Origin of the sequence: Acidovorax sp. Root267, assembly GCF_001429215.1 — a bacterium.
Classification (GTDB): domain Bacteria; phylum Pseudomonadota; class Gammaproteobacteria; order Burkholderiales; family Burkholderiaceae_C; genus Acidovorax; species Acidovorax radicis.
Window position 1 is genome coordinate 183,523 of record NZ_LMJC01000004.1, and the last position, 24,181, is coordinate 207,703.

General features: G+C 56.9%; 16 protein-coding genes, 1 other RNA gene and 2 pseudogenes. 14 read left to right on the forward strand and 5 right to left on the reverse strand.

Annotation, left to right across the window (positions count from 1 at the left end; all coding sequences use genetic code 11):
- Positions 1-35: 35 nt before the first annotated feature.
- On the reverse strand, positions 36-2,708 hold the full coding sequence (gene gyrA / locus ASE39_RS06855) for a DNA gyrase subunit A (RefSeq protein WP_010465743.1): 2,673 nt from the start codon (positions 2,706-2,708) through the stop codon (positions 36-38).
- A 224-nt stretch (positions 2,709-2,932) separates the two neighbouring features.
- On the opposite strand from gyrA, the gene ompA reads away from it, so the two are divergent.
- The 5 genes from ompA to ASE39_RS25695 all read left to right on the forward strand — a co-directional run bounded on the left by ompA (position 2,933) and on the right by ASE39_RS25695 (position 6,883).
- Positions 2,933-3,574, forward strand: a complete 642-nt coding sequence (ompA, locus tag ASE39_RS06860; RefSeq protein WP_029414265.1) for an outer membrane protein OmpA — start codon at positions 2,933-2,935, stop codon at positions 3,572-3,574.
- 92 nt (positions 3,575-3,666) lie between these two features.
- On the forward strand, positions 3,667-4,377 hold the full coding sequence (gene ubiG, locus ASE39_RS06865) for a bifunctional 2-polyprenyl-6-hydroxyphenol methylase/3-demethylubiquinol 3-O-methyltransferase UbiG (RefSeq protein WP_057270636.1): 711 nt from the start codon (positions 3,667-3,669) through the stop codon (positions 4,375-4,377).
- Between the two features lie 11 nt (positions 4,378-4,388).
- Positions 4,389-5,054, forward strand: a complete 666-nt coding sequence (locus ASE39_RS06870) for an HAD-IA family hydrolase (RefSeq protein WP_057270637.1) — start codon at positions 4,389-4,391, stop codon at positions 5,052-5,054.
- 12 nt (positions 5,055-5,066) lie between these two features.
- Positions 5,067-5,453: a transfer-messenger RNA gene (gene ssrA, locus ASE39_RS25690) on the forward strand.
- Positions 5,454-5,671: 218 nt separating this feature from the next.
- Positions 5,672-6,883 carry a site-specific integrase gene (locus ASE39_RS25695; RefSeq protein ID WP_082615349.1) on the forward strand — a complete coding sequence of 404 codons (1,212 nt, stop codon included), beginning with the start codon at positions 5,672-5,674 and terminating at the stop codon, positions 6,881-6,883.
- A gap of 126 nt (positions 6,884-7,009) precedes the next feature.
- On the opposite strand, the pseudogene ASE39_RS06875 reads toward ASE39_RS25695, so the two are convergent.
- The 4 genes and pseudogenes from ASE39_RS06875 to ASE39_RS26275 form a co-directional block, all read right to left on the reverse strand.
- Positions 7,010-7,522 (reverse strand): annotated as a pseudogene (locus ASE39_RS06875) (transposase); the annotation flags it as partial.
- Positions 7,523-7,765: 243 nt separating this feature from the next.
- Positions 7,766-8,803, reverse strand: a complete 1,038-nt coding sequence (locus tag ASE39_RS06880) for an IS110 family transposase (protein WP_057270638.1) — start codon at positions 8,801-8,803, stop codon at positions 7,766-7,768.
- Between the two features lie 89 nt (positions 8,804-8,892).
- Positions 8,893-9,402: pseudogene (locus ASE39_RS06885) on the reverse strand (IS5 family transposase); the annotation flags it as partial.
- Positions 9,403-9,486: 84 nt separating this feature from the next.
- Complete coding sequence (locus ASE39_RS26275) at positions 9,487-10,440, reverse strand: hypothetical protein (protein WP_140426703.1); 954 nt, start codon at positions 10,438-10,440, stop codon at positions 9,487-9,489.
- Between the two features lie 637 nt (positions 10,441-11,077).
- Between ASE39_RS26275 and ASE39_RS25700 the strand changes: the two genes are divergently transcribed.
- From ASE39_RS25700 to ASE39_RS06920, 9 genes are all read left to right on the forward strand, one after another.
- On the forward strand, positions 11,078-11,260 hold the full coding sequence (locus tag ASE39_RS25700) for an AlpA family transcriptional regulator (RefSeq protein WP_082615350.1): 183 nt from the start codon (positions 11,078-11,080) through the stop codon (positions 11,258-11,260).
- Between the two features lie 160 nt (positions 11,261-11,420).
- Positions 11,421-12,140: an inovirus Gp2 family protein gene (locus tag ASE39_RS25705; RefSeq protein ID WP_242421373.1), complete on the forward strand. Its 720-nt coding sequence runs from the start codon at positions 11,421-11,423 to the stop codon at positions 12,138-12,140.
- A gap of 334 nt (positions 12,141-12,474) precedes the next feature.
- Positions 12,475-13,227, forward strand: coding sequence for a hypothetical protein (locus ASE39_RS06895; RefSeq protein ID WP_140426704.1), 753 nt, complete (start codon positions 12,475-12,477; stop codon positions 13,225-13,227).
- Between the two features lie 134 nt (positions 13,228-13,361).
- Entirely contained in the window at positions 13,362-15,452 is a 2,091-nt protein-coding gene (locus ASE39_RS06900) for an ATP-binding protein (RefSeq protein ID WP_082615352.1), read from the forward strand.
- Between the two features lie 52 nt (positions 15,453-15,504).
- Positions 15,505-16,998 carry a DUF2779 domain-containing protein gene (locus ASE39_RS06905; protein ID WP_242421374.1) on the forward strand — a complete coding sequence of 498 codons (1,494 nt, stop codon included), beginning with the start codon at positions 15,505-15,507 and terminating at the stop codon, positions 16,996-16,998.
- A gap of 1 nt (position 16,999) precedes the next feature.
- The gene (locus tag ASE39_RS06910) at positions 17,000-17,971 is read left to right on the forward strand and encodes a WYL domain-containing protein (protein WP_057270641.1); all 972 of its coding nucleotides are present in this window, start codon (positions 17,000-17,002) and stop codon (positions 17,969-17,971) included.
- A 236-nt stretch (positions 17,972-18,207) separates the two neighbouring features.
- Positions 18,208-19,401: a hypothetical protein gene (locus ASE39_RS26280; protein WP_140426705.1), complete on the forward strand. Its 1,194-nt coding sequence runs from the start codon at positions 18,208-18,210 to the stop codon at positions 19,399-19,401.
- A complete protein-coding gene (locus tag ASE39_RS26285) occupies positions 19,398-21,374 on the forward strand; it encodes a hypothetical protein (protein ID WP_140426706.1) in 1,977 nt (658 codons plus the stop codon). Before ASE39_RS26280 ends, ASE39_RS26285 begins: the two co-directional genes overlap by 4 nt.
- The gene (locus tag ASE39_RS06920; RefSeq protein WP_057270643.1) at positions 21,371-24,004 is read left to right on the forward strand and encodes a helicase-related protein; all 2,634 of its coding nucleotides are present in this window, start codon (positions 21,371-21,373) and stop codon (positions 24,002-24,004) included. Before ASE39_RS26285 ends, ASE39_RS06920 begins: the two co-directional genes overlap by 4 nt.
- Positions 24,005-24,181: the final 177 nt, after the last annotated feature.

Consider the following 24,181-nt stretch of genomic DNA (forward strand, 5'->3'; position numbering starts at 1 on the left):
TGCGGCACCATGGGCGCCGCACCCGCCGGGCTGGCTCAGGCGTCTGGTGTTTCCGGGGTGTCTGCGGCTGGCGGGGCTTCGCCGTCGGAGGTGCCTTCACCATCAGCTTCGGGGTCGGCCACGTTGGCATCGTTTTCAACAATGCGCTGCAGGCCGCTGAGCTTGGAGCCTTCGTCCAGCGCGATCAGCGTCACGCCCTGCGTGGCGCGGCCCAGTTCCCGGATCTCGGAGACCCGGGTGCGCACCAGCACGCCCTTGTCGGTGATCAGCATGATCTCGTCGTCCGCATGCACCAGGGTGGCGGCCACGACCTTGCCGTTGCGCTCGCTTTGCTGGATGGCGATCATGCCCTTGGTGCCACGGCCGTGGCGGGTGTATTCGACGATGCTGGTGCGCTTGCCGTAGCCGTTCTCGGTGGCGGTGAGCACGCTTTGCGTTTCATCCTCAGCCACCAGCATGGCGATCACGCTCTGGCCATCTTCCAGCATCATGCCGCGCACGCCGCGGGCCTGGCGACCCAGGGGGCGCACGTCGTTTTCGTCGAAGCGCACCGCCTTGCCGCCGTCGCTGAACAGCATCACGTCGTGCTGGCCATCGGTCAGCGCCGCGCCGATCAGGTAGTCGCCATCGTCCAGGTTGACGGCGATGATGCCGCCCTTGCGCGGGTTGCTGAATTCATCGAGCGCCGTTTTCTTCACGGTGCCCATGCTGGTGCCCATAAAAACATAGCGATCTGCCGGGAAGGTGCGCATGTCGCCCGTGAGCGGCAGCACGACATTGATCTTTTCGCCGTCTTGCAATGGGAACATGTTGACGATGGGGCGGCCCCGCGAGCCGCGCGAGCCAGCAGGCACTTCCCAGACCTTGAGCCAGTACAGGCGGCCGCGGTTGGAGAAGCACAGGATGTAGTCGTGCGTATTGGCGATGAACAGCTGGTCGATCCAGTCGTCTTCCTTGGTCGCCGTGGCCTGCTTGCCGCGCCCACCGCGCTTTTGGGCGCGGTATTCGGACAAAGGCTGGCTCTTGATATAGCCCGTGTGGCTGAGCGTGACCACCATGTCGGTGGGGGTGATCAGGTCTTCGGTGGAGAGGTCCTGTGCGCTGTATTCGACGATGCTGCGGCGGGCACCCAGCTTGTGCTGGCCGAATTCCGTCTTGATCGAGGTAAGTTCGTCGCCGATGATGACCGATACGCGCTCGGGCTTCGCCAGGATGTCCAGCAGGTCTTCGATGACCGCCATGACTTCCTTGTACTCGGCCACGATCTTGTCCTGCTCCAGGCCAGTCAGGCGCTGCAGACGCATCTGCAGGATTTCCTGGGCCTGCGTTTCCGACAGACGGTACAGGCCGTCCTGGCCCATGCCAAGTTCCTTTTCCAGGCCGTCGGGCCGGTAGTCGTCGGCGTTGACCACACCGCCGTCAGCACGCGTGCGGGTGAGCATCTCGCGCACCAGCTTGCTGTCCCACGGGCGGGCCATCAGCTCGGCCTTGGCCACCGGCGGAGTGGGGGCGTTGCGGATGATGGCGATGAAGTCGTCGATGTTGGCCAGGGCCACGGCCAGGCCTTCGAGCACATGGCCTCGGTCGCGCGCCTTGCGCAGCTCGAACACCGTGCGGCGGGTGACAACCTCGCGGCGGTGTTGCAGGAAGACGCTGATCAAGTCGCGCAGGTTGCACAGGCGGGGCTGGCCGTCGATCAGCGCCACCATGTTCATGCCGAAGGTGTCCTGCAGCTGCGTCTGCTTGTACAGGTTGTTGAGCACCACTTCGGGCACTTCGCCGCGCTTGAGTTCGATCACCAGGCGCATGCCCGACTTGTCGGACTCATCCTGGATGTGGCTGATGCCTTCGATCTTCTTCTCGTGCACGAGCTCCGCCATGCGCTCCTGCAGCGTCTTCTTGTTGACCTGGTAGGGCAGCTCATCCACGATGATCGCTTGGCGCTGTCCGCGATCAATGTCCTCGAAGTGGCACTTGGCACGCATGATCACGCGCCCGCGCCCTGTGCGGTAGCCGTCCTTCACGCCATTGATGCCGTAGATGATGCCGGCGGTGGGGAAGTCAGGTGCCGGGATGATCTCCATCAATTCGTCGATAGACACATCCGGGTTGCGCAGCATGTGCAGGCAGGCATCCACCACTTCATTGAGGTTGTGCGGCGGGATGTTGGTGGCCATGCCCACGGCAATACCGGCCGATCCATTCACCAGCAGATTGGGGAGTTTGCTGGGCAATACCAGCGGCTCCTTTTCGCTGCCGTCATAGTTGGGGCCGAAATCGACCGTTTCCTTGTCGATATCGCCCAGCATTTCATGCGCGATTTTGGCCAGGCGGATTTCGGTATACCGCATTGCAGCAGCGTTATCTCCATCCACTGAGCCGAAATTTCCCTGGCCGTCTACCAGCATGTGGCGCAGCGAAAAATCCTGCGCCATTCGCACGATGGTGTCGTAGACAGCAGAATCACCGTGGGGGTGGTATTTACCAATCACGTCGCCCACGATACGGGCCGACTTTTTATAAGGTCGGTTCCAGTCGTTGTTGAGCTCGTGCATCGCAAAAAGTACGCGGCGGTGCACAGGCTTCAAGCCATCGCGCGCGTCGGGCAGGGCCCGGCCCACGATCACGCTCATCGCGTAATCAAGGTAACTGCGCCGCATCTCTTCTTCGAGGCTGATCGGCAGGGTTTCTTTGGCAAACTGGGTCATTGGGGACGGCGGTGGCGGCGAAGGAGAACCATTTTAGAGGTAAGACCGTGTAGCGACCACGCAACATATCGAAGCAATTCCGGTTTTGTCCTACGGGCCCCAGGTGGGTGCCCCCGCTTTTGCCCTGTTACGTATGGCACAATCGTTTGAACGCTTTGGGTGATGGTCACTCCAAGCGTCCTGATTCGCAGCGCGGCTGCGGCTTTTTCCCCAAGAGGAGAACCATGAAGAAACTGAACAAAGTGGCGATGTTGTTTGCCTCTGCAGCGCTCGCAACCGCCGCTGGCGCACAAACCGTTGACAACTGGAGAGATGCTTCTGGCCAACTGGTCTGGAAGAACGGCACCAACGAATACTGCTGGCGCAATGCCAACTGGACGCCTGCAACGGCTGCCCCAGGTTGCGATGGCGCTATCGCTGCTCCAGCTCCTGCTGCCGCCGCTCCAGCTGCCACCCCAGCTCCTGCTGCCGCTGCTCCAGCCCCAGCTGCTCCAGCACCCGCTGTGGCCACCAAGGTGACCTACGCCGCTGACGCATTCTTCGACTTCGACAAGTCGGTGCTGAAGCCAGAAGGCAAGGCCAAGCTGGATGACCTGGTCTCCAAGGTCAAGGACATCAACCTGGAAGTGATCATTGCCGTGGGTCACACTGACTCCGTGGGCTCCGATGCTTACAACCAGAAGCTGTCGGTGCGTCGTTCCGAAGCCGTGAAGGCTTACTTGGTGTCCAAGGGCATCGAAAAGAACCGCGTTTACACCGAAGGCAAGGGTGAAAAGCAACCCGTCGCCGACAACAAGACTGCCGAAGGCCGTGCGAAGAACCGTCGCGTGGAAATCGAAGTGGTCGGTACCCGCGCTTCCAAGTAATCCTCGGATTGCTTCACAAAAAAGCCCCGGTAACGGGGCTTTTTTGCGTTTGGGGTTTTATCCATTGTCTTGCGTCGTGGAGAATCAGCGACATGAGTGAAACTGTTAATGCAGACCCGGCCGAACTGGCCAAGTTTTCGGAGTTGGCCCATCGCTGGTGGGACCCTGAAAGTGAATTTCGCCCTTTGCACCAGATCAACCCGTTGCGACTTGATTGGATCAATGCGCAGTGCAACTTGTCGGGCAAACGCGTACTGGACGTCGGCTGCGGTGGTGGCATCCTGGCTGATTCCATGGCCCGAAAAGGCGCGGATGTGACCGGTATTGACCTGGCCTCCAAGGCCCTGCGAGTGGCGCAGTTGCATGCGCTGGAGGCCCAAACCACCCACATCCAGTACCGGGAAGTCAGTGTGGAGGCGCTTGCCAAAGAACAGCCAGCCAGTTTTGACGTGGTGACCTGCATGGAAATGCTGGAACACGTGCCTGACCCGGCGTCTGTGGTGCGTGCCTGCGCTGAACTGGTGAAGCCGGGCGGGTGGGTGTTTTTTTCCACCATTCATCGCAACGCCAAGGCTTTTATGTTGGCCATCGTGGGCGCCGAATATGTCTTGAACATGCTACCCCGTGGAACACACGAATACGCCAAAATGATTCGGCCCAGCGAACTGGCGGCCAGTTGTCGCGGTGCGGGCCTTAATGTTCAGAACACCAGGGGCCTGGAGTACAACCCTCTCACGCGGCGTTACTGGCTGAGTGACGACACCAGCGTGAACTACCTATTTGCCACCCGCCGCACTGCCTGACACCGAAAGCTATGTTTCAAAATATTCGCGCGGTGCTGTTTGATCTGGATGGAACACTGATTGACAGTGCCCCAGATTTAGGTGCTGCTGCTGACAAGATGCGCACGGACCGGGGCTTGCCATCCCTGCCACTGGCGCGGTATCGCCCTATGGCGGGGGCTGGTGCCCGCGGCATGTTGGGTGAGGCATTTGGCATGGCGCCCGACCATCCAGAATTTTTAACCATGCGCGAGGAGTTCTTCGTGAACTACGAGTTGCGCATGACAGAGCAGACCAGCATTTTTGAAGGAGTGCCAGAACTGGTGTCCCAGATCCTGCAGCGCAAGCTTGCATGGGGTGTTGTCACCAACAAGGCGGCCCGTTTTACCGATCCCCTGACCCGTGCGATCCCATTGTTTGCGACCGCAGGGGCAGTGGTCAGTGGAGACACCACTCCCCATGCAAAACCCCATCCTGCCCCTTTGCTAGAAGCGGCATCCCGCTTGAAAATTGAACCCGGCCAGTGCATCTACGTAGGCGACGATGAGCGCGACATTGTGGCGGGCCTCGCTGCGGGCATGGGGACTGTTGCGGCAACCTACGGATATCTGGGGGCCAAGACGAACCCGATGGAGTGGGGTGCCCACGCGGCAATTAAATCTCCGTCCGAGCTCTTGCAATTGCTGGGGACCGCCTAAAATAGAGATCCTGGGGCTGTCCTGGTTTCGACGTGGGTTCGGAATCGGTGTGGTGCATGTCGAGCTTGAGTCACGCTCGTAAATCTCGATTTAAAAAACTAACTGCAAACGACGAACGTTTCGCACTCGCTGCTTAATTGCCAGTGAGCCTTGCAACAGTTGGCCGATGGGCTGGGCAAGGGGGTTCTGAGTAATCAGTTCCTCCCGGCTGCAAGGATAATTACATGGGCTGGCTCTGATCCGGGTACCTTGGGTTGGGGCAAGAAAATAGGGTACTGGCGGCCTGTGTAGCGTGCGACTGCGCGACACAGGTAGCGAGATTCAAATCAGACCGCTAAACATGTAGATCTGCCCGATGAAGGCTTACGGACGCGGGTTCAATTCCCGCCAGCTCCACCACTATAACGTCCAAGGGCGTTCACTGAAGTCCAGTGAACGCCCTTTTTCTTTGGAAAATCAATAGGTTACGATGCGGTGAGGTCTAAGGATGTCTAACCACATCCAAGGCCAAGTGGGGGAACACAAGGGGGAACAAAGCGAAAAAATTGTAGACTTGAGGCGATTGTTCCCCCATTCTCCTATGGGAGAGCGCTTTCATCACCTCTGAATGTTCCCCCATGTTGACCGATGCACATTGCAAAAACGCTCGTTGTTCCCCCACTCTGAAGCGTGAGCGGCTCTCAGATTCAGGCGGGCTTTATTTGGAAGTTAGCCCCGCTGGTTCCAAGCGCTGGTTCTGGAAGTACCGTATCAACGGCAAAGAGGGGCGAATGGCACTGGGCAGTTACCCATCTGTCGGATTGACTGCCGCCCGTAAGGCGCGTGACGCTGCGAAGTTGCAGAAGGCTGAGGGCGTAGATCCGGTCAAAGCACGCAAAGTGGAGCGACTGAAGGCGAGCAACCCCGCTGGGGATACCTTCAAAGTGGTCGCGTTGGAGTGGTATGAAAGGCAGAAGGGCCAGTGGAGTGAGGGGCACGCAGAGCGCTCACTTCGCCAGTTTGAGCGTGATCTTTTTCCGTGGCTTGGCGAGCGCCGTTTGGCCGATATCGAGCCCGTAGAGTTGCTCGCGACTCTACGAAAAGTTGAAGAACGCGGTGCTGTCGAGACTGCAGACCGGGGATTGATGCTGGCACGCCAAGTGTGGCGCTATGGCGTGGCCACGGGTAGGGTAGGGCGCGACATAACGGCAGACCTCAAAGGAGCACTCTCGCCCTACCGAGGGCGTCACTTTGCAGCGATAACTGATCCTGAGAAATTGGGTGAGTTGCTTCGGGCCATTCAAGCCTATCGAGGAGGCACCATCGTTCGTGCCGCACTCCAACTTGCTCCTTTGCTATTTCAGCGGCCTGGAGAGTTGCGCGGTGCAGCATGGGCTGAGATAGACTTGGAAGCGGCAATGTGGACGATTCCTGCGGCGCGTATGAAGCGTGGGAAGGAGGGGAAGGAGCATGGGGCGCCGCATCTGGTGCCATTGTCTAGACAAGCTGTGGCCGTTTTGCGCGACTTACAGCCTCTTACAGGGCGCGGAGTCATGGTGTTTCCGGGAGAGCGCAACCATGCGCGTCCTATTTCTGAGAACTCAGTACGGACTGCCTTAATCTCGATGGGCTACACGGCAGAGATTCAGACATGGCATGGTTTCCGTGCAACTGCACGGACGATGTTGGCCGAGCGCTTAGATTGCGACCCTTTGGTCATCGAGGCGCAACTAGCTCATTCAGTCAAAGATGCGAATGGTAGGGCGTACAACAGAACGCAATATCTTCCTCATCGAGTGAAAATGATGCAGCGTTGGGCTGACTATCTTGATCAGTTGTGCGTGGGCTAGGGAAGCTCTTCACGAATCGGTTCTGGCTGTGCCGTAGCGACGCCAGAACTAAAACAGTACCCGTTTTGGCTAATTAGTCACACCCGTCGGGCGCCGCGCGAGGCAATTGCCTGGTTTTGAGGGGCGTTAAGCCCCTTGCAGTCGCACTTGCCCCCCACAGGCCAGCAGTTTGTGCCTTGCCATCCACAGGTTTGACAGCGCAAACAGCGTGACGATCTGAGCCGTGTTTTTCTTGAGCCCACGGTAGCGCACCTTCACATATCCAAACTGCTGCTTGAGCACTCGAAACGGGTGCTCAACCCTGGCCCGGATGCTGGCCTTGGTCCGTTCAAGTTGGTCGATCAGCGCATCCACAGGCTTGTCGTTGTCCAGAGCCCGGCGCAACCCCGGGGCGCATGGCCACATGCCAGCACAGTTCTTGTTGGCATTGGGCCGCCTGTCCATCCCTTGGTAGCCAGCGTCACCAAAGGCATCTGTCTCCTGCCAATAAAGCAGACTGTTTGCTTCAACAACGTCGTTCACATTGCCGCTGGTACCTCGCACGCTGTGCATCAGGCCTGAATCAGCATCCACACCAATGTGGGCCTTCATGCCGAAGTACCATGCATGGACGCCCCCGGTTTGCCAAGCTTTCAGTTCACAACGGTTCGCAGGTATCGATTGCAGCCATGCATCCGGACTTCGTGTGCAGGCGAAGCCTGCGGTCCCTGATGGAATTCGCTGGTTGGATCCCCATCACTGATGTGCACTCAAGGTGCGGGGTACTTCTCGGGTTTGACCAACCACGGTCTGACCTGTCTTGCCATCATGTCGTGATTGCCTGAGCAATCGGTGGTTCAGCTTCTCCTCAACGTTCCTGTCTTGGCGACTTTTTTCCGAGCCTTATGCGCCGGCAGCCATCGTGGCGGGCTCGACGCGATACGTTCGGTCTTTCGCAAGCAAGGCCCATACGACACGGGCGTTTTTGTTGGCAAGCGCTACCGCAGCGACGTTGGGATTTCGTCGCAGCAGCAGTTTCCCCACCCAGCTGTCTTCCTTCGTCGCTTTGCGCTGGGCAGCCAAAATTGCCGACCGTGCGCCGTGGATCAGAAGCATTCGAAGGTAGGTATCGCCGCGCTTGCTGATGCCCAGCAGCTTTGCCTTGCCGCCGGTTGAATGCTGGCGAGGCACGAGTCCCATCCACGCTGCGAGCTGTCTGCCGCTCTCAAAGGCCTTTGCGTCACCGATGGTTGCCACCATCGCACTGGCCGTGACAGGCCCGATGCCTGGAATCTGCTCAAGCCTTCGGCTGAGCTCGCTCTCCCGATGCCAGGCTTTAATCTTCGCCTCCAAGTCCAGAACGTGCGTGTCCAGCACCTTCAGGTGGTCGACCAAGTGAGCGACAAGCATTCGGAACGAGCCAGGCAGTTCGTTACTGGCATCCTCAATGAGCTCAGGAACGCGACCGGCGATATGGCCGATGCCCTGCGGCACGATGAGCCCAAACTCCGCGAGCAGGCCTCGAATCTGGTTGGCCTGTGCCGTGCGTGCTTTGATGAACCCCTGACGCACGCGGTGTAGTGCCAGCACAGCTTGTTGCTCAACGTTTTTCACCGGCACGAAGCGCATGTTCGGCCGACCGACGGCCTCGCAGATTGCCTCCGCGTCAGCGGCATCGTTCTTGTTGGTCTTGACGTACGGTTTGACGAACTGCGGCGCAACCAAGCGCACCGTGTGACCCAGTAACTGCAGCTTGCGGGCCCAGTGATGTGCGCTTCCGCACGCCTCCATGCCGATCAAACACGTCGGAAAGTTGGCAAAGAACAGTGCCATCTGCTCGCGCTTGAGCTGCTTTTTCAGCACGGTCTTCCCATGCTCATCAACTCCGTGGACTTGGAACACGTTCTTGGCCAAGTCGATACCAGCGGTAGTAACCTTCATGGTGGACGCCCCTTCCGTTTCAAGTGGTTGATCAACGCTTCCACTTTGGCACATCGATGCCGATCAGGGTGGGGGCGTCCATCCCATTACTGGTTGCCCTTCTTACTTTGGCGCATCTCGGGGTCGCGCTCGCCGCGTTGGTTGTGGGTGGAGCTGGGTACGACAATGAGCGTGGCATCCACCATCGTGCCTGCTTTGAGTTGCGGCCCTTTGGCCTGCAGCAGGGCATTGAGGGTGGTATGGATCTGATCGGCCAACTTGTGGCGCTCCAGCCGATGCCTGAATCGCAAAATGCTCGATTCACTGGGGATGCTCTCGTCCCGGTGCGATAGGCCCGTAAAGTCCCGAAAGGCGGGCACTTCGTGCAAGGCTTCTTCCATGGCTTGGTCGCTGAGCTTGAACCACTGCTGCATGAGATGGATGCGTAGCAGGGTCTGCACCGAAAAAGGCTCCAGGCCGCTGCGTCCACCTTCGGGTGCGTAGGGCTCTATCAGTGAGACTAGTTCAGCCCATGGCACCACTAGTTGCATGGCATCAAGGAATTCACGCTTGCGCATGCGCTTGACTGTGTTGCTCAGGCCCAAGCTGCCTTTCTTCATGTGCTTTTTGTCTGGGCTTCACCCATGTCCAGGCACGCAGCGCAGGCATTTGTGCAGAGGGACCCTAGGGATAGTCAATATATTTTAAATCGGGTCCTTTATTTGGTTCTTTCGATCTATTCTCTCTGAAATATAGCGGGCATGCTTGGTCTCGGAGTCAATGAGTATTTCAATAATTTCAGTGCGTGATAGATTGTATTTCTCGGCAAGTTTTTTGAGTTTTGATATTTTTTCTTCGTCTAATAAAAAATTACATTGCTTTCGATTTTTATTCTTTTCGCGCAGTTGCTTTTGATTCCAGATCCGTCTTGCATTTGCGATTAGGTAATTTATTTCATCCTCGGTGTAGCCGCTCTCAAAGTTTATTAATAAGCTGTCGACATCGTGAAATTGGGGTTTGTCCAGGGTGTATTTCGGGTCTTTTGATTTTAGCCACTTCCATAAAAAATCAATTTTTTCTGAATTACCATCTATTATCCAATCGAACTTTTTTGTTTTTTCTTTATGCTTATTCCATGAATTGCGCAGTTGCCGGATGTGGATAATATTTTGCTCAAATGGTTTTCGATTGGTAGAGTGTGTGTAATCGATTATTGCAATACTTCTTTTTCTGCCTCTTATTCCTGATGGAATAATCATTTTGACAGAATCTTTGTCCGTTATTGCTCCGAATGGCAATGGGTTCCCATGCGTTATTGGTTGTGGTGGAATTTGGCCTAAAGAATATAAATTATTTATTTTTAATTGATTTTCAATCCAAAATGCTTGATGTTTACTTTCGTTTATCCAGTCAAATTCTTTCTCTTCGATTATTCTGTGTTTAATGGCATTTTCAATTAATTTTTTATGATTATAATTTTCTGGCAAATTTAAATATTCTATAATTGTGGATTTTTCGTGTGCAATAAACTCAGGGTTAATTTCGGCGAATTTCGGATCGAATTGTGTAATGTATATTAATACAAATAAATTGTATCTGGTATTCGAGAAGTTTGAATAAACGGGAATTTCTCCGTAGTAATCATCTTTAATTGCCATATTGATTATTAAAAACTCGTAGTTTGGTTTGCAAAAAATAAAATAGATGTCTTCTTGAGGCTCTTTAGAAGCTTTCTAGAGGCTTTCTAGAGGCTTTCTAGAGGCTTTCTTGATGGATTCTAGAAGCTATCTAGATGTAGTTCAAGGGGAATTAGCTGTGTTCACCCAGAGGTGCTGGGGCAAATGTTTCGCGGCATGGTCTGGGCACGCGTTCTCTTGATTAGACCCGATCCGGACAGGGCGAAACGGCAATTGATGTAGTTTCACCGATGCATCCTTTTCAGAATCGCTGGCAATCACATAGAAAATTCGCACGGATCATCGGGCGCCCATCTCGTTCCCTAGATATTGCCCTGTCGCGTTCATAGCGACTTTAGCTATCGGGGGCGGACAACCGAATGGAATTAGGGTGATCAAGGGATACGTACGACCGGATGCTTGATGGCAATAGTTGATAACGTGCTATTGCCAGACCTAGGTGTAACTATAGAGCACTGTTACTAGTCAACAAGCCTTGATGAGTGCATTCACCTTGCGCAAATGGCCGTCCTGGTAAGTGGCGTTCGTGTCTCTTGGCTGTATGAAAAAAATACCGTAGCCAGGGATGCTTTGTACTAACTGCGCCGGAGTGCAAAGCATGCAGATTTTAAGATTGCCCGATGTTTCAAGGCTGACTGGATTACCCAGGTCAACACTCTACCTTTACATCAAGAACAATCAATTCCCCAAACCGATAAAACTGGGTGTGCGCTCGGTTGGATGGGTGAGTGATGAGGTGGAGAACTGGTTGCATGTGCGTGCAACTCTAACGAGGGCTTAAGCCTTATCCTATTTTTCCAGAGTAATCGGACAGTATAAGGTAAGGATTTAATAGGGGAAAATGGGCACTGATGGGTGGATTTGCCTGCTTTTTCTCTTGTCTGATAGTTAGGTATTGGTAGTATATATCTCTATGAAGCTTCATGCGGTGTTGGGGTTGGATGTTCACCGCTTATACATTGGTCTTGTTGATAGTTGATTTTGTTGTACGAGGTGTAAATATGCAAAGCAATAATGGGGTGAATAAGAATCATCGAATTCACTTATCTGGTGGATATAACTCCATGCCCTTGGTGTCTCAACACTATCCATTCGTATGTGACTATCTCGCCGCATTAAACGGCGTGATCGCCAGGGCGCTTGAGCAATACTCTAAGGTGTTTGCATTTAGGTGCGACCTACGCGTGCCTGAATGGATTGATGCTAAACCTGATGCTTTCAAGAATGAAGTAATGTCTAGATTTATTGAATCGCTGAAGGCTAAAATCAAGCATAACAGACAAGTAATCAGCAAGGAAGGGGTGTACGCGCATGACACGAAGGTCAGGTACTTCTGGGTACGGGAAGTGGGCGACCGAGGGCGCGTGCATTTCCACGTGGTCATCCTGTTGAATGGTCATGCTTTCAACTGGCTTGGCACTTATGGTTCGCCTGGCGACAACATGGCCAATCGAGTGTGCGAGGCTTGGTCTAGCGCATTGAGCCTACCCATTGAAGAAGGGATGCCGTCGGTTCATTTTCCGGAGAGACCTTCGTACATGCTCTATCGCGGGGACTCGCAATCCGTAGACGCGTTTTTCCAGCGTGCAAGCTACTTGTGCAAAGTAACGACCAAGCAACATGGCTTCGGACACCATGGCTACGGTAACAGTCGAGGTTGACTTGCTGATGACTTAGACTGTTACGGTAGTCTCCCCAAGATGCCAGTTTTTGCTGGTACCGCGAGCAAATTGTTGATCTCATCATGGCTGGGGTTCCTCCTGCGGAGGCCTTTTGCATATCCCCAGCGGACGGTCTCTAGCCAGTGCAAAAAGAGATTCGGCCCAGATCCTGCGGGGAGCCGATCTATCTGGCCATGCTCCCGCAAGACTTTTTGTCGTTCCCACAATCAAGGCCTGCACTGTGGCAAGCGCGTAGAAGGTGGGTTGCAGAACTCTGTCAGGCTTCGGTACCGGCTGTTGTGCACGTCCCCTCTACTCACCGTTGATGCAGTTCATGACTATCTACTCCACGCCGTCGTCCGACTCGGAGCAAGGGCGCCTGCAGCCGCTGTACTGTGGACACAGTCGTGCTGATCATTCAGATAGCAAGGTCTTCCTCCGTTATCACATGGGGCGCTTTTTGCACCTTATAGGAAGTGTGCTGCCGCAGTTGCTTGATGGGTCAGACCTAGCGTGTGCAGCCAGAGATATCGAGCGTATGTGCTGGCGTGAACTCGGATACGGGAAGGCCCCGCTGTTTCCAGGCGATGTCCCGCCGTTCCTACTTCGTGATGAAAACGGCCACCCCACCGGCGAGCCTCTCCAGGAACCCATGCCGCCCACAGAGCTGGCGGCACGCCTGGCTGCGCTAGAGCCTTCTGCGCCACCCGGCCCCTCGGTCTTGGAGTCCAATTTTCAGACGTTGGCGCGTCTCTTGAACTTGACACCTGCTGAAAGCAAATGGCTGCTCTGGTCCTACTGCTTCACCCGGTTTACCCCACCCACCATTGCCCTGCGCTCCGAGGACCACGCCTGGTCGGTCCTGGCTGAAGTCTTGGCTGTATCCCCTGACGAAATCCGGGGCCACAAGTCCCCTCACAGGCTACAGGTCACGGGAATTTTGGAGGCGCCCCAGTTGCCCGCAAACAGAGGACTTGAACTCAGCGATTGGCTGAGGTGCACGCCCCATTTCATGGACGCTTTAGAAGCCGATCACCCCGGTGTGGCGGCGCTCTGGAGTGCGCTGGCGCCGCCCACAACGAGCTGACGGCCCGGTTATTTCAGGTTCGGGGGGTAGCTGTCTACGTAAGCTCCCCCGGCCATTGCACCCACACTGCATGCGACACATTACGTCGCAGCCACCCGGATGATGGATCTCATCGATAAGGAGAGACCACCATCATGGCAAAACGTAGAGCGGCAATCTCATACAACCCAGGCAGCATTGAACCGATCATTCGCCTTTGGCTGCTTCGCGTTCTGGTTCCACTGGGGGGGTACCGTCAGTTTGTGCACCCACACGGGTTCAACAACGATACCCTCGCCGAAGTGATCGGACTCGGTCACTGGATCGATTCCGAAACACGCGACTTCGACCAAAAGACCGTGCAGTCCGAGCTGCGCCAACTGCACCAGAAGGCGGAGGGGCTGCGGTTTGGGGAGCGCCAGTCAACCTTTCTAAGCCAAAACATTGATCAGCTGTCCGACCTGGTGGGTTTGAGCACCATCGACTGCAAGGTGTTGGAGTTCACGGTGTCCATTCATAACGAGCGTCTCCTTGATGACGCGTCTGAATGGCTGGGCGATCTGTCTTCCGTCAAGATCATTCATGCCTTGTCCATCATTCTTGATCTGCCCGAGGCAGACATTCGCGCGTCGCTGAGCGCCACCGGCATTCTTGCCAGGTCGGGGTTGGTCATGATGGACCGAAGGGGGCGTGGCGCATTGCGCTACAAGCTGGATCTGCTTTCTGAAGGGTTTGCTGACCTGATGGCTGCCTCCAAAGCCGACCCTATCAGCCTGCTGCGCGGCACCGTGTCTGCTGCAGACCCCGCTCAACTGAACTTGGCCGACTACAGCCACATCCAGTCCTCCTTGGAGATCCTGTGTCCCTATCTGCGCAATGCCATGGCCACTGGTCGGCGAGGCGTGAACATTTTCCTGCACGGCGCGCCGGGAACGGGCAAAAGCCAGCTGGCGCGAGCCTTGGCCAAGGAGATGGGGTATGAGCTGTTCGAAGTCGCCAGCGAAGACGCCGACGGTGACCCGATCAATGGAGAACACCGCCTTCGAGCCTTTCGTGCAGCCCAGAGTTTCTTCTCGCAGCAGCAGGCCCTGATCGCTTTTGACGAGGTGGAAGACGTTTTCAACGACGGAAACAGCTTCTTCGGCAGCAAGAGCACCGCCCAGTTGCGCAAGGCCTGGATCAACCGGATGCTGGAAGAGAACCCGGTGCCCACACTGTGGATGTCCAACTCCCTGCGAGGTCTCGATCCCGCCTTCATTCGCCGCTTTGACATGGTGTTTGAGTTACCCATCCCACCCAAGACGCAGCGTGAACGGATTTTGCAAAGCAGTTGCGGTGAGCTGCTTGATGCCAACCGGATTTCCCGCATCGCAGAGGCCGAAGCCCTTGCCCCAGCTGTGGTCGCAAAGGCGAGTTCAGTCATCCGCCTGATCCGGGACGACCTTGGCCCTCAAAAGACCGCAACTGCGTTGGAGCGTTTGATCTCCAGCACCATGGAAGCCCAAGGGCACGGTCCGCTGCTCTCGCACAATCCAAACAGACTGCCGGACGTGTACGACCCACGCTTCATTCATGCCGATGTGGATCTGGCCGCTGTAGCCGCAGGCCTTGTCGCTGCACGCTGTGGCAGGCTTTGTCTTTACGGGCCGCCTGGCACCGGCAAGACCGCCTACGGACTATGGCTCGCTCAGCAGCTTGGCGTTCCTCTGCACGTCAAACGCGCTTCTGATCTGAAGTCCAAGTGGCTGGGTGAGAGCGAAAAGAACATCGCCAAAGCCTTCCGCGAAGCGCAAAACGATGGGGCGGTGCTCTTGATCGATGAGGTGGACAGCTTTCTGCAGGATCGACGGGGTGCCCAGCACAACTGGGAAGTGAGCGAGGTCAACGAAATGCTGACCCAGATGGAATCCTTCTCGGGGGTGTTTGTGGCCTCGACCAACCTGATGGAAAGGCTGGACCAGGCGGCCCTGCGCCGGTTTGACCTCAAGGTGAAATTCAATTTTCTGCGCGCCGACCAGGCGTGGGAGCTGCTGTCGCGCCACTGCGAAGGACTCGGTCTGCAGCAACCGCTGCCAGAGGAGCAGGCCAGGGTTTCACGACTGGTTTCTCTGACACTGGGCGATTTTGCGGCAGTGATGCGCCAGCACCGATTCCGGCCCATCACATCTGCTGCCACTCTCATTGCGGCCCTCGAAGCCGAATGCGCGGTGAAACATGGCACGAATCGCACCATTGGGTTTTTGTGAGCACAAACCCATGGGAGAATTTCTTTCAAACAAGAGGGAGTCGGCCTTGCGTGTGCTTTCCAAATCGAAGCTGCTGGCGTTTCGGCAGTGCCCCAAGCGGCTATGGCTGGAGGTACATCGCCCGGAACTGCGAGAAGACTCCTCAGCTACCGAGGCCAGCTTCACGGTGGGCCACCAGGTTGGTGACATTGCCAGGCAGGTCTATGACCCCAAGGGCAAAGGCGCGCTGATCGATTTCAAAGTGGGAGGCTTTGAGGCAGCCTTTGCGCGGACGCAGGCGCTCCTGCAAGCGAACCAGCCGATTTTCGAGGCGGGATTCCGCGCCGAAGGGGCACTGGCCTTTGCCGACGTGATGCTGCCGGTCAAGCGAGGTGGCAAACGGGCTTGGCGCATGGTGGAGGTGAAGTCGTCCACCTCCGTCAAAGACTACCACCGGGACGATGCAGCCGTGCAAGCATTTCTGGCTCGCTCCTCCGGGGTGCCCCTGGCTGGGATTGCGCTGGCTCATATCGACAGTTCATGGGTCTATCCAGGCGGTGGTGACTACAGTGGGCTACTGGTCGAGAACGATCTGACCGATGAAGCGTTTTCACGCGGGACAGAGGTTCGCAGTTGGATCGAAGAGTCCCACGGGATCGTTGCCAAGAAGAAGGAGCCTCGCGTCTCAACGGGCGAACAGTGCAGCGCTCCCTATGAGTGTGGTTTCTTCTCCTATTGCCAAAGCCAGGAGCCTCAAGCAGAGCAGCCCTTGCATTGGCTGCCCGGGGCACAGAGCAAGGGGCTGAAAGCACATGTCGAGGCCCATGGTGTGTGCGAACTGCGCGATGTACCGGATGCGTTGCTCAACGAGAAGCAGAGGCGCGTTAAGTCCGTCACGCTCACGGGAGAGACGTACTTCGACAAGAAGAGTGCGTTGCGGGAACTGGCCCAACACAAGCTGCCCGCTTTCTTCATGGATTTTGAAACCATCCAGTTCGCTGTACCGATCTGGAAAGGCACGCGCCCCTACCAGCAGATTCCGTTTCAGTTCAGCGTGCATCGCCTCTCGCGTACCGGGAAGCTCGACCAGCAGGCCTTTCTCGATCTCTCGGGCGGTGACCCCTCAAAAGCCTTTGCTGAGGCATTGATCAGTGCATGCGGCGAGCGTGGTCCCATCTTTGTCTACAACGCTGGGTTTGAGACGGCCCGGATCCGCGATCTGGCGCAGCGTTTCCCACGTCTGTCTGATGCCCTCCTGGCGCTGAATGAGCGGGTCGTGGATCTGTTGCCGGTGGCGCGTGATCACTACTACCACCCAAGCCAGCAAGGGAGCTGGAGCATCAAGGCGGTACTCCCAACGCTGTGCCCGGACCTGAAATACGGAGACCTTGATGGCGTCCAGGATGGTGGCATGGCCATGGAAGCATTTCTGGAAGCGATTTCGCCGCAAACCTCGGCGGCACGCAAGGCTGAGATTGAGCAACAACTTCTGGCGTATTGCGCGCTCGACACTTACGCCATGGTCCGCCTTTGGGCCGCGTTCTCCAACTCGTCTTTGAAGATCTGACATGGCGAAACGATCCGACACCCTCGAAACGGTCAAGCTCGCTGTCGAACTGCTGCGCCGTATTCCCCGTGGCCGCAAGGTCACTGCCAGCGAGTTGCACGAGCAGCTCCAGCACGCAGGGATTGAACGCGAACTGCGCACCATCCAGCGTCAGCTGGAAATGCTCAGCGAGCACTTCGAAATCGAGCGCGACGACAGCAGCAAGCCCTATGGCTATCGATGGCTGGAGCAGGCCAAGGCACTGGCTGTGCCCAACCTCACGCCCCAAGAATCTTTGCTACTGCAATTGGCAGAGGAGCATCTGAAGAACTTGTTGCCGCCCCGGCTCATGAAGTCCATGGATGCGTTTTTCAGTCAAGCGAGACGCAATCTGGGTCTGGAGAGCAGCGCCCGCCTGGAACGCGAATGGCCAGGGAAAGTGCGCGTGGTGGCGACGAGCCAGCCTTTGCTACCACCCAAGATTGTTCCAGGTGTGTTTGAGGCGGTGAGCGAAGCTCTGTACAGCAATCACTGGCTGCACATCGAATACAAGAATGCAGGCGGCAAACGTACCAGCGCAGACGTGATGCCGCTGGGCCTGGTGCAACAGGGATCGCGGCTTTATCTCGTTTGCCGTTACCAGGGCTTTGACAACGAACGCAACCTGGCACTGCATCGCATCGCTTCGGCCGAAGTGTCCACGCTCACCTTCGAGCGGCCCAAGACGTTTGACCTCAAGCGCTATGACGATGACGGGCGCTTTGGGTTCGGTGAGGGCGAAAAGGTGCGTCTATCCTTTCGCATTGAACGCAGTGCGGGGTTGCACCTTATGGAGTCTCCGCTGTCCACTGATCAAAAAGTGATCGAGCGCAAGGACGGACAACTCGAAATCACAGCCACTGTTGTCGATAGCGCGATGCTGGAGTGGTGGCTACGGGGATTTGGGAATCAGATCTCCGCTATCACACGCAAACCACCGGGTGACAACCCGTAAAAACCGGGCGGTCTTCCCTGGGTCTGGTCCGGTAGTGTTTCGCACCTGCGGACATGCTGCACCTTGGAATTGTTGGAGAGCCAAAGGAAATCATGCATTTTTTTTGTGGAGTCCTAGGACCCGACAGTGTGGGCACATCCCAGCGTCTGAGGTCTCTTGGTTTAGCGGGCGCCGTTCGACGTTTTAACGAGCGGGCAGTACCTGGAATAGGTGGAGTTTGGTTTGGAAAGCAATTGATGCTGGCCCTGCTTGGGGTGCGAGTTGCAGAATTGCAATCCGAGCGTGGTCGAGCAATTCCAAAAATTGAATGCACCAACGCTATTGAGGCGCTGGCTTGTTGGCTAGCTTACCGAGACTCGCACTGGGTTTCGGACGCACGTCTGCGTGGAAGAAATAAATTTCCCCGCAATTTTGATGGAGATGATGGCCCTTTGTACGCGCGATTTCGCGCCCGTGGCTTCTATGTGACGCAGCCGATGCGCATGGCCTCTGGTAGCGCAATGGTGCCGCTCGGCCTGGCAACTTCCTCGAACCGGCGCTTCAACACGTTGCAAACGACTGCCGAGGGAAGAGCTTTTCTCGACGCAGCGCTGGATGGCTTTCGGCCGTCGAATCGGTCTATGGTCGAGCACTTGTCTCAGTGGGTAGGCGGCGAGAAAGTCTCAGTTACCACGGGCAGTGTCTCTCGCGGGCTCTCTCCTTGTCTTCCATTGCCGAAGATCGCGCTGGAACACCTCCACTGCCGCATTCTGGCCGGTGGAGTAGACGAGTCGGCGAATGCAAAAGCACGACGGCGCTCGGCACTGGCGTGGGTGGATCGCCTGCGGACCAAGCCACCTGGAGCGCCGCTGAGTTGGTTGGAACGTCCACCCGAAGTGCAAGATGACCGCCACTGGGAAGACCTTGAAGCGGGCGCACGCCTATTGCTGGCCCGCGATGTCGCTCTGCAACTGCTTGACTCTCTCGAGGCGCGAATCTCTCATGCGCCTGCCGAGCGAATGACGATCGCTGACGCAGTGCCAGGGGTCCGTGAGGAGATTGAATTGCTGCGCGAAGCGGCCGATGCATTTCTGAGCATGCGGCATGAGGATGCAGAGGCCAATGAGTTCTGTCGTGCTTGCGCATCGGCTGACCCTGCGACCGTATTGCGCAACTTGTGTCAGCGCGATGGTCGTGTAGTGGCACTTGTTGGAAACCTGTTACAGCCCGGAGGGCCGGCCTTTCGTCGCGGCATGGTGTCCAACGCAGAGCGTGAGTCGAACTCGGTTGATGAGCCTAGCGACACTGCGGGGGCAGTCAGCGTTCAAGGGGCTGACGATATCGAATGGCCTAAGGGCCTGTCATTTCGACTGCAAAACCTCTACATGCTGAACCTTGAGTTGCATGAGAGATTGCATGTACGGCCAACTACTCAGGAGGGCAGCACATGAGCGCGCCCTCACTGCTCCGCCTGTTTGAGCCACCAGAGGACTTCGATGGACTGTTCGGTTGGGTCTGTGGCTTTTCTGCGGACGCGGGATTTCTAGACGCCGCGGCCGAGCGGTTTACCCGGAATCCTGGGACTGTCAGAGCCCGCAATGGACAATTGGTGCTGGGAATCATGCTCGACCCGTTCCACGAGCCGATTTCTGTGGTTGATGTGCCTGGTGTGGCTGACCTACCTCTCCGATCATCCCCCGGTGATGCGTTTCGGTTGATGCACGCGAAGGTCGCGCTTTTAGGTTTTCGAAATCGTTCTGCAGGCTGGCGTTTACGGGTGATCATTTCCACCGGTAACTGGACGCGGCAGACGCTCGAGGAAAGTGTGGATCTCGCATGGAGCTTCGACGTCGAAGGCTCAGAGCTTGAGCAGGGCGATGCGACATTGGCGCAACGCTGCGCCGATGTGGTGAAAGCGAATGAGATCCTCGACTGGCTACGTCGGCATTACGATCAATCACTTGTGCAGCTTTCAGGTCGTGATTGCGAGACATCGTTGGCTGTGCGGGGACTTGCGACATGGGTCGCTTTGTGCGCCGATCACGGGGGAGTAGCGAAGTCACGCATTTTAGATAACCGTGAAAAGCCGTTGCTCGACGGTCTGACAGATTACCTGCGTGAGTACGCCGGTAACGCACGCAGAAATGTTCTCGCGCTCGGTTCAGGTTTTTTTGAGGGAGGGGATTGTGGCGGCGTACCTCCCGTGTTGGCCAAGATCGTGCATCAGGTCCAGGCGCTCGACCTACTCACGCAGTCAGCCAGCGTAGATGTCTACGTCAACGAGAAGTCTTGCCAGTCCGTAGCAACGTCGATAGCTGCTATCGAGGCAATCGGTTGGCGTGTGCGAGCACCAGCGCAATCCTTGATTTTCGGTGCTGAGTCGTCGCGTAGCTTGCACGCCAAGTTCATTTTCAGCGCCAACTTCCGGACAGAGGCCTGCACGAGCGCATGGCTATACCTTGGCTCGGGAAATCTGACGCCTGCAGGCTTTTTGAATCGTGCAGGCCGAGTTGGCAACTTTGAGGTCGGCGTGTACCTTGACTTCCTGCGTTTGCCCTGGTCAGCGCCATCAGGCACGCTGTCTCTTGAAACACTTCTCCCGTTGCAGCGCAACGGGGACGGTCGCTTTTCCCAAGACTCTCCTCCATCCAAAGGAGAGCCTATGCCGCCAAAGCCGCCACCATTTGTTGCGGGTCCTGCAGCCTTTCTCCAATGGCGTTCCAGTGGTGTCAGCCAAGGTTTGCTCGCGCTTCCGGCAGGGGCCGAAATAGCGCCATCGGATCTCTGTGTTCTTGACGGCGTAGGCGAGCCCTGCCCTCGGGAGGGTGAGGGATGGCTATGGTCCGGAAAAATGCCGCGTCAGGTCGCATTGCGTTGGGATGATGGGCTTGAACGTGCTTCTGTTCCAGTGGTCGATGAACTCGGCCGAGTGGCTGCGGGAGAGGCGCCGGTTCTCGAACTGGATGACCTGGCCTCCCATCTGATGGCGTTTCCTGCGCGTGCCGACGATGGGGGCGACGGTGACCGTGAGAATGAGGATTCTGTCTATAGCGACGACTCAAAGGGAGACATGCAGGAATTGGCTCTGAGCACCGCGAAGCAGGGTGCTTCCTCGCCAGTTCGGACGATGTTGGTCCAACTCGAGGAAATCGCAAAAATGCAGACGATGGTGAGCGAAGTTGACTGGCCTTACTGGTGCGTAAGGCTGGAAGAAGTTTTACTTCGCGCGACTGGCAGTGAAGGGCTGGCAGAGTTCATGCGCTTTGGTGTCAACCCGCTCAAGGTGCTCCGGATCGACGCGTCGCGCCCGAGCCATGCTTGCATCCGGGGCAGTGCATCCGCAGCACGCCATGATGCAACCCTTGATCGGGTGACTATGGCTTGGGGAGTCAGCAATTTTCATTCTTTGAGGGAAATGCCATGACGTTCCAGGGCTGGCCCACGGTCGCAGACGCGCTGCATAAGGTCTCGCGTGATTCCGATTCGATTGGCAGCCACACATGGCGGCTCGACGAGGGGCAGCGGCGGAGTTTACGTGCCGTCGCGCACCGCCTCCCATCGAACGGCCTTATCGTCGCAGACGAGGTCGGGATGGGGAAGACTCGAATCGCTGTGGCCACGGTTCGCGCAGTCGTACAGTCCGGTGGCCGGGCCGTCATCCTGGTACCACCGGGCTTGGGCTTCCAGTGGCGGGATGAACTCGAAGCCGGAGGTGTTCAATGCAGCCCTCTGTTGCGAAGTCTTCAGCAATATCTGGATGTTTGGGGCAACAACGAACCGCGTCCCTGGGATCAGGAATCGGTGGTGCTGCTCTCACATGCTTTTACCAACTGGCGTCTCGGAGCTAAGGCAGAGCCGTGGCGATGGGCTCTGCTGCCGGCGCTTTTTGCGCAGTGGCGGAAGGTGCGTCGCAACCGAGTGCCTCGGAACTCTACGGACAACGCTTTACTTCGGGACCCGCGTATCCGCAAAGCGGCCACGCATATTTGCCTGCGAGCTGATCAAGAAGGCGGTTACCTGGCAGAGTTTCTGGACCGGTTGTTAGAAGAAAGCCTTTGGCCCGGAGTACTCGATGCCTCCGCATATGGCCGCGAGGGTGTTTATCGCCGTGCACTCGAGGGCGCTGTCGGCCTAGGTCTAGGACTGTTTGACCTTGTCGTTGTCGATGAAGCCCACAAGAGTCGAGGCGACACTTCCGGCTTGGCGCGGTTGTTGGAGCAGGTCACGCTGGCTTCTCCAACGGCGCGTCGCATCGCGCTGACTGCGACTCCGGTCGAATTGGACGCTCGCCAGTGGATCGATGTCTTGGGTCGTATCGGTGTCGATCCCCAAGAGGTCCGGCCGGTGATCGACGACTATGTCACTGCCTGCCGCAAAGTGCAGGAGTTGCCTGTCAGCGAGGATCGCCGCGAAGACTTCGAGCGGGCAGCCGTCAGATTCAAGGCTTCTTTGAGTCCTTACCTGCTGCGACGCGATAAGCGTGAAAGCGACTCGGTACTACGATTCCAGGCACTGACAGGGGAGGCACTGCATGCCTACCGGATGGAATCGGCCATCGTCGTGCGTCCGGAGGATCTGGACCTACGCTGGCGGCGCGCTGTCTGTGCCGCAGAAGCCTTGTCGGTCACCGCTGCCGGGGGGCTTGATGCGCGCGCGCAGCGGCTGCGCCTCACCCTTGGTAGCGGTCACGGCATTAACGAGCTGTTAGACCGTTGCCACTTGAGTGACGAGGAGGATGAGCAGCAACTCACCTTGGACGAGGAAATGAGACAGCAAGTCAGCGATGCCGTTGACAGTGCCGTTCGCTCGGTGCCGGATGTTGCGGAGCGAAAACGGTCTCAACGCGTGGAGTGGTGGCAGCAAGTCCTGCGAGAGAGTGTGGGGGACTGTGACGGCGCGGATTCGCTGATGGAGCACCCTGGGCTCCTTGCGGCGGTGCATGCGATAGAAGCTGCTCATCGCAGCGGAGAGAAAGTGCTGGTGTTCGGCCGCTACACGCGACCAATGCGGGCGCTAGTATCGTTGCTCAACGCCCGGCAAATGCTGCTGGCGTTGGAGGAAAAACGCCCCTGGTCACAAGCTCTGATCCCGTCAGAGGATGAAGCTGCGGTGCTGGCGGCCAGTCGGCAGCTGAGTCTGTTCTGCGATGAAGGATTAGAAGGGATCAAGGGTTTGTTGGCTGCTCAGTACCAGGCTGTGGACGAGCGAAGGCGCAAACTTCGCATAAATCTCTTCGCTCTTCTGGAGCAGGGACTCATGGTCGCGCGCCATGGTGGGGTGCTGATTCAACTGTTCAATGCGTTCCGTCAGTGTCCCGGTGACATTCCGGTCGTTGCGCGGGCGTTGATGGAGTTGCTAGATCCGCAGGAAGAGTCGCCAGTGTCGTGGGCAACAGAGTTCAAGCATGTCGTCGAGGCCACGCTTGAGCGTAACGAGGGTGATGAGAATGGTGACGGCGTACTTGACGCCCGCGAGGCGGCAAGGCTGTGGAAGCGAGTTGTTGAGCGACTCAATGAAGAGTTCGGTAGTCGTGAAGGCGGCTTTGCCCGACTGATGTATGGAAAGACGCCACCTTCCACGCGTCGGCTGCTGCAACTGGCCTTCAATCGCCACAATAGTTTCCCGCGTGTCCTGGTTGCGCAATCGGTTGTGGGTCGCGAGGGCCTTAACCTCCACCTTGCATGTAGGACTGTTGTGCTGTTGCACCCCGAATGGAACCCAGGGGTTGTGGAGCAGCAGATAGGTCGTGTGGATCGACTGGGCAGTCACTGGGAGCATTTGCTGGCGGAGTCGGAGCGCCTGCCCGAAGAGCGCCGCGGTGAAGTGCCCCGCATCAAGATACTGCCGGTGATCTTTAAGGGTACCTACGACGAACACAACTGGTCGGTACTTCGCCGTCGTTGGGACGACTTGCGTGCGCAGTTGCACGGCGTTGTCATACCACCAACGAGCTATGGTGAAGATCCTGAGCTTGCAGCCCTTGCGCTCGCAATCAATGAGAAAGCACCAGATTTTTCGCCGCAGGATGTAGGGTCAGATCTGCGTTCCTGCTGACCTACCTTCGCCCCGTTGAATTCATCGTCAGAGACTGACATCTACCTCTTCGAGAATGACATATGCAAATAGTTGAAGCACTGTGAGCGTCCAGTCCGACCATCTTGAACACTCGCTAGAGTCATAGGAGCCTCGTGTCCACCTCAACTCTTGGTGGACACGTGAACACTATCCCCG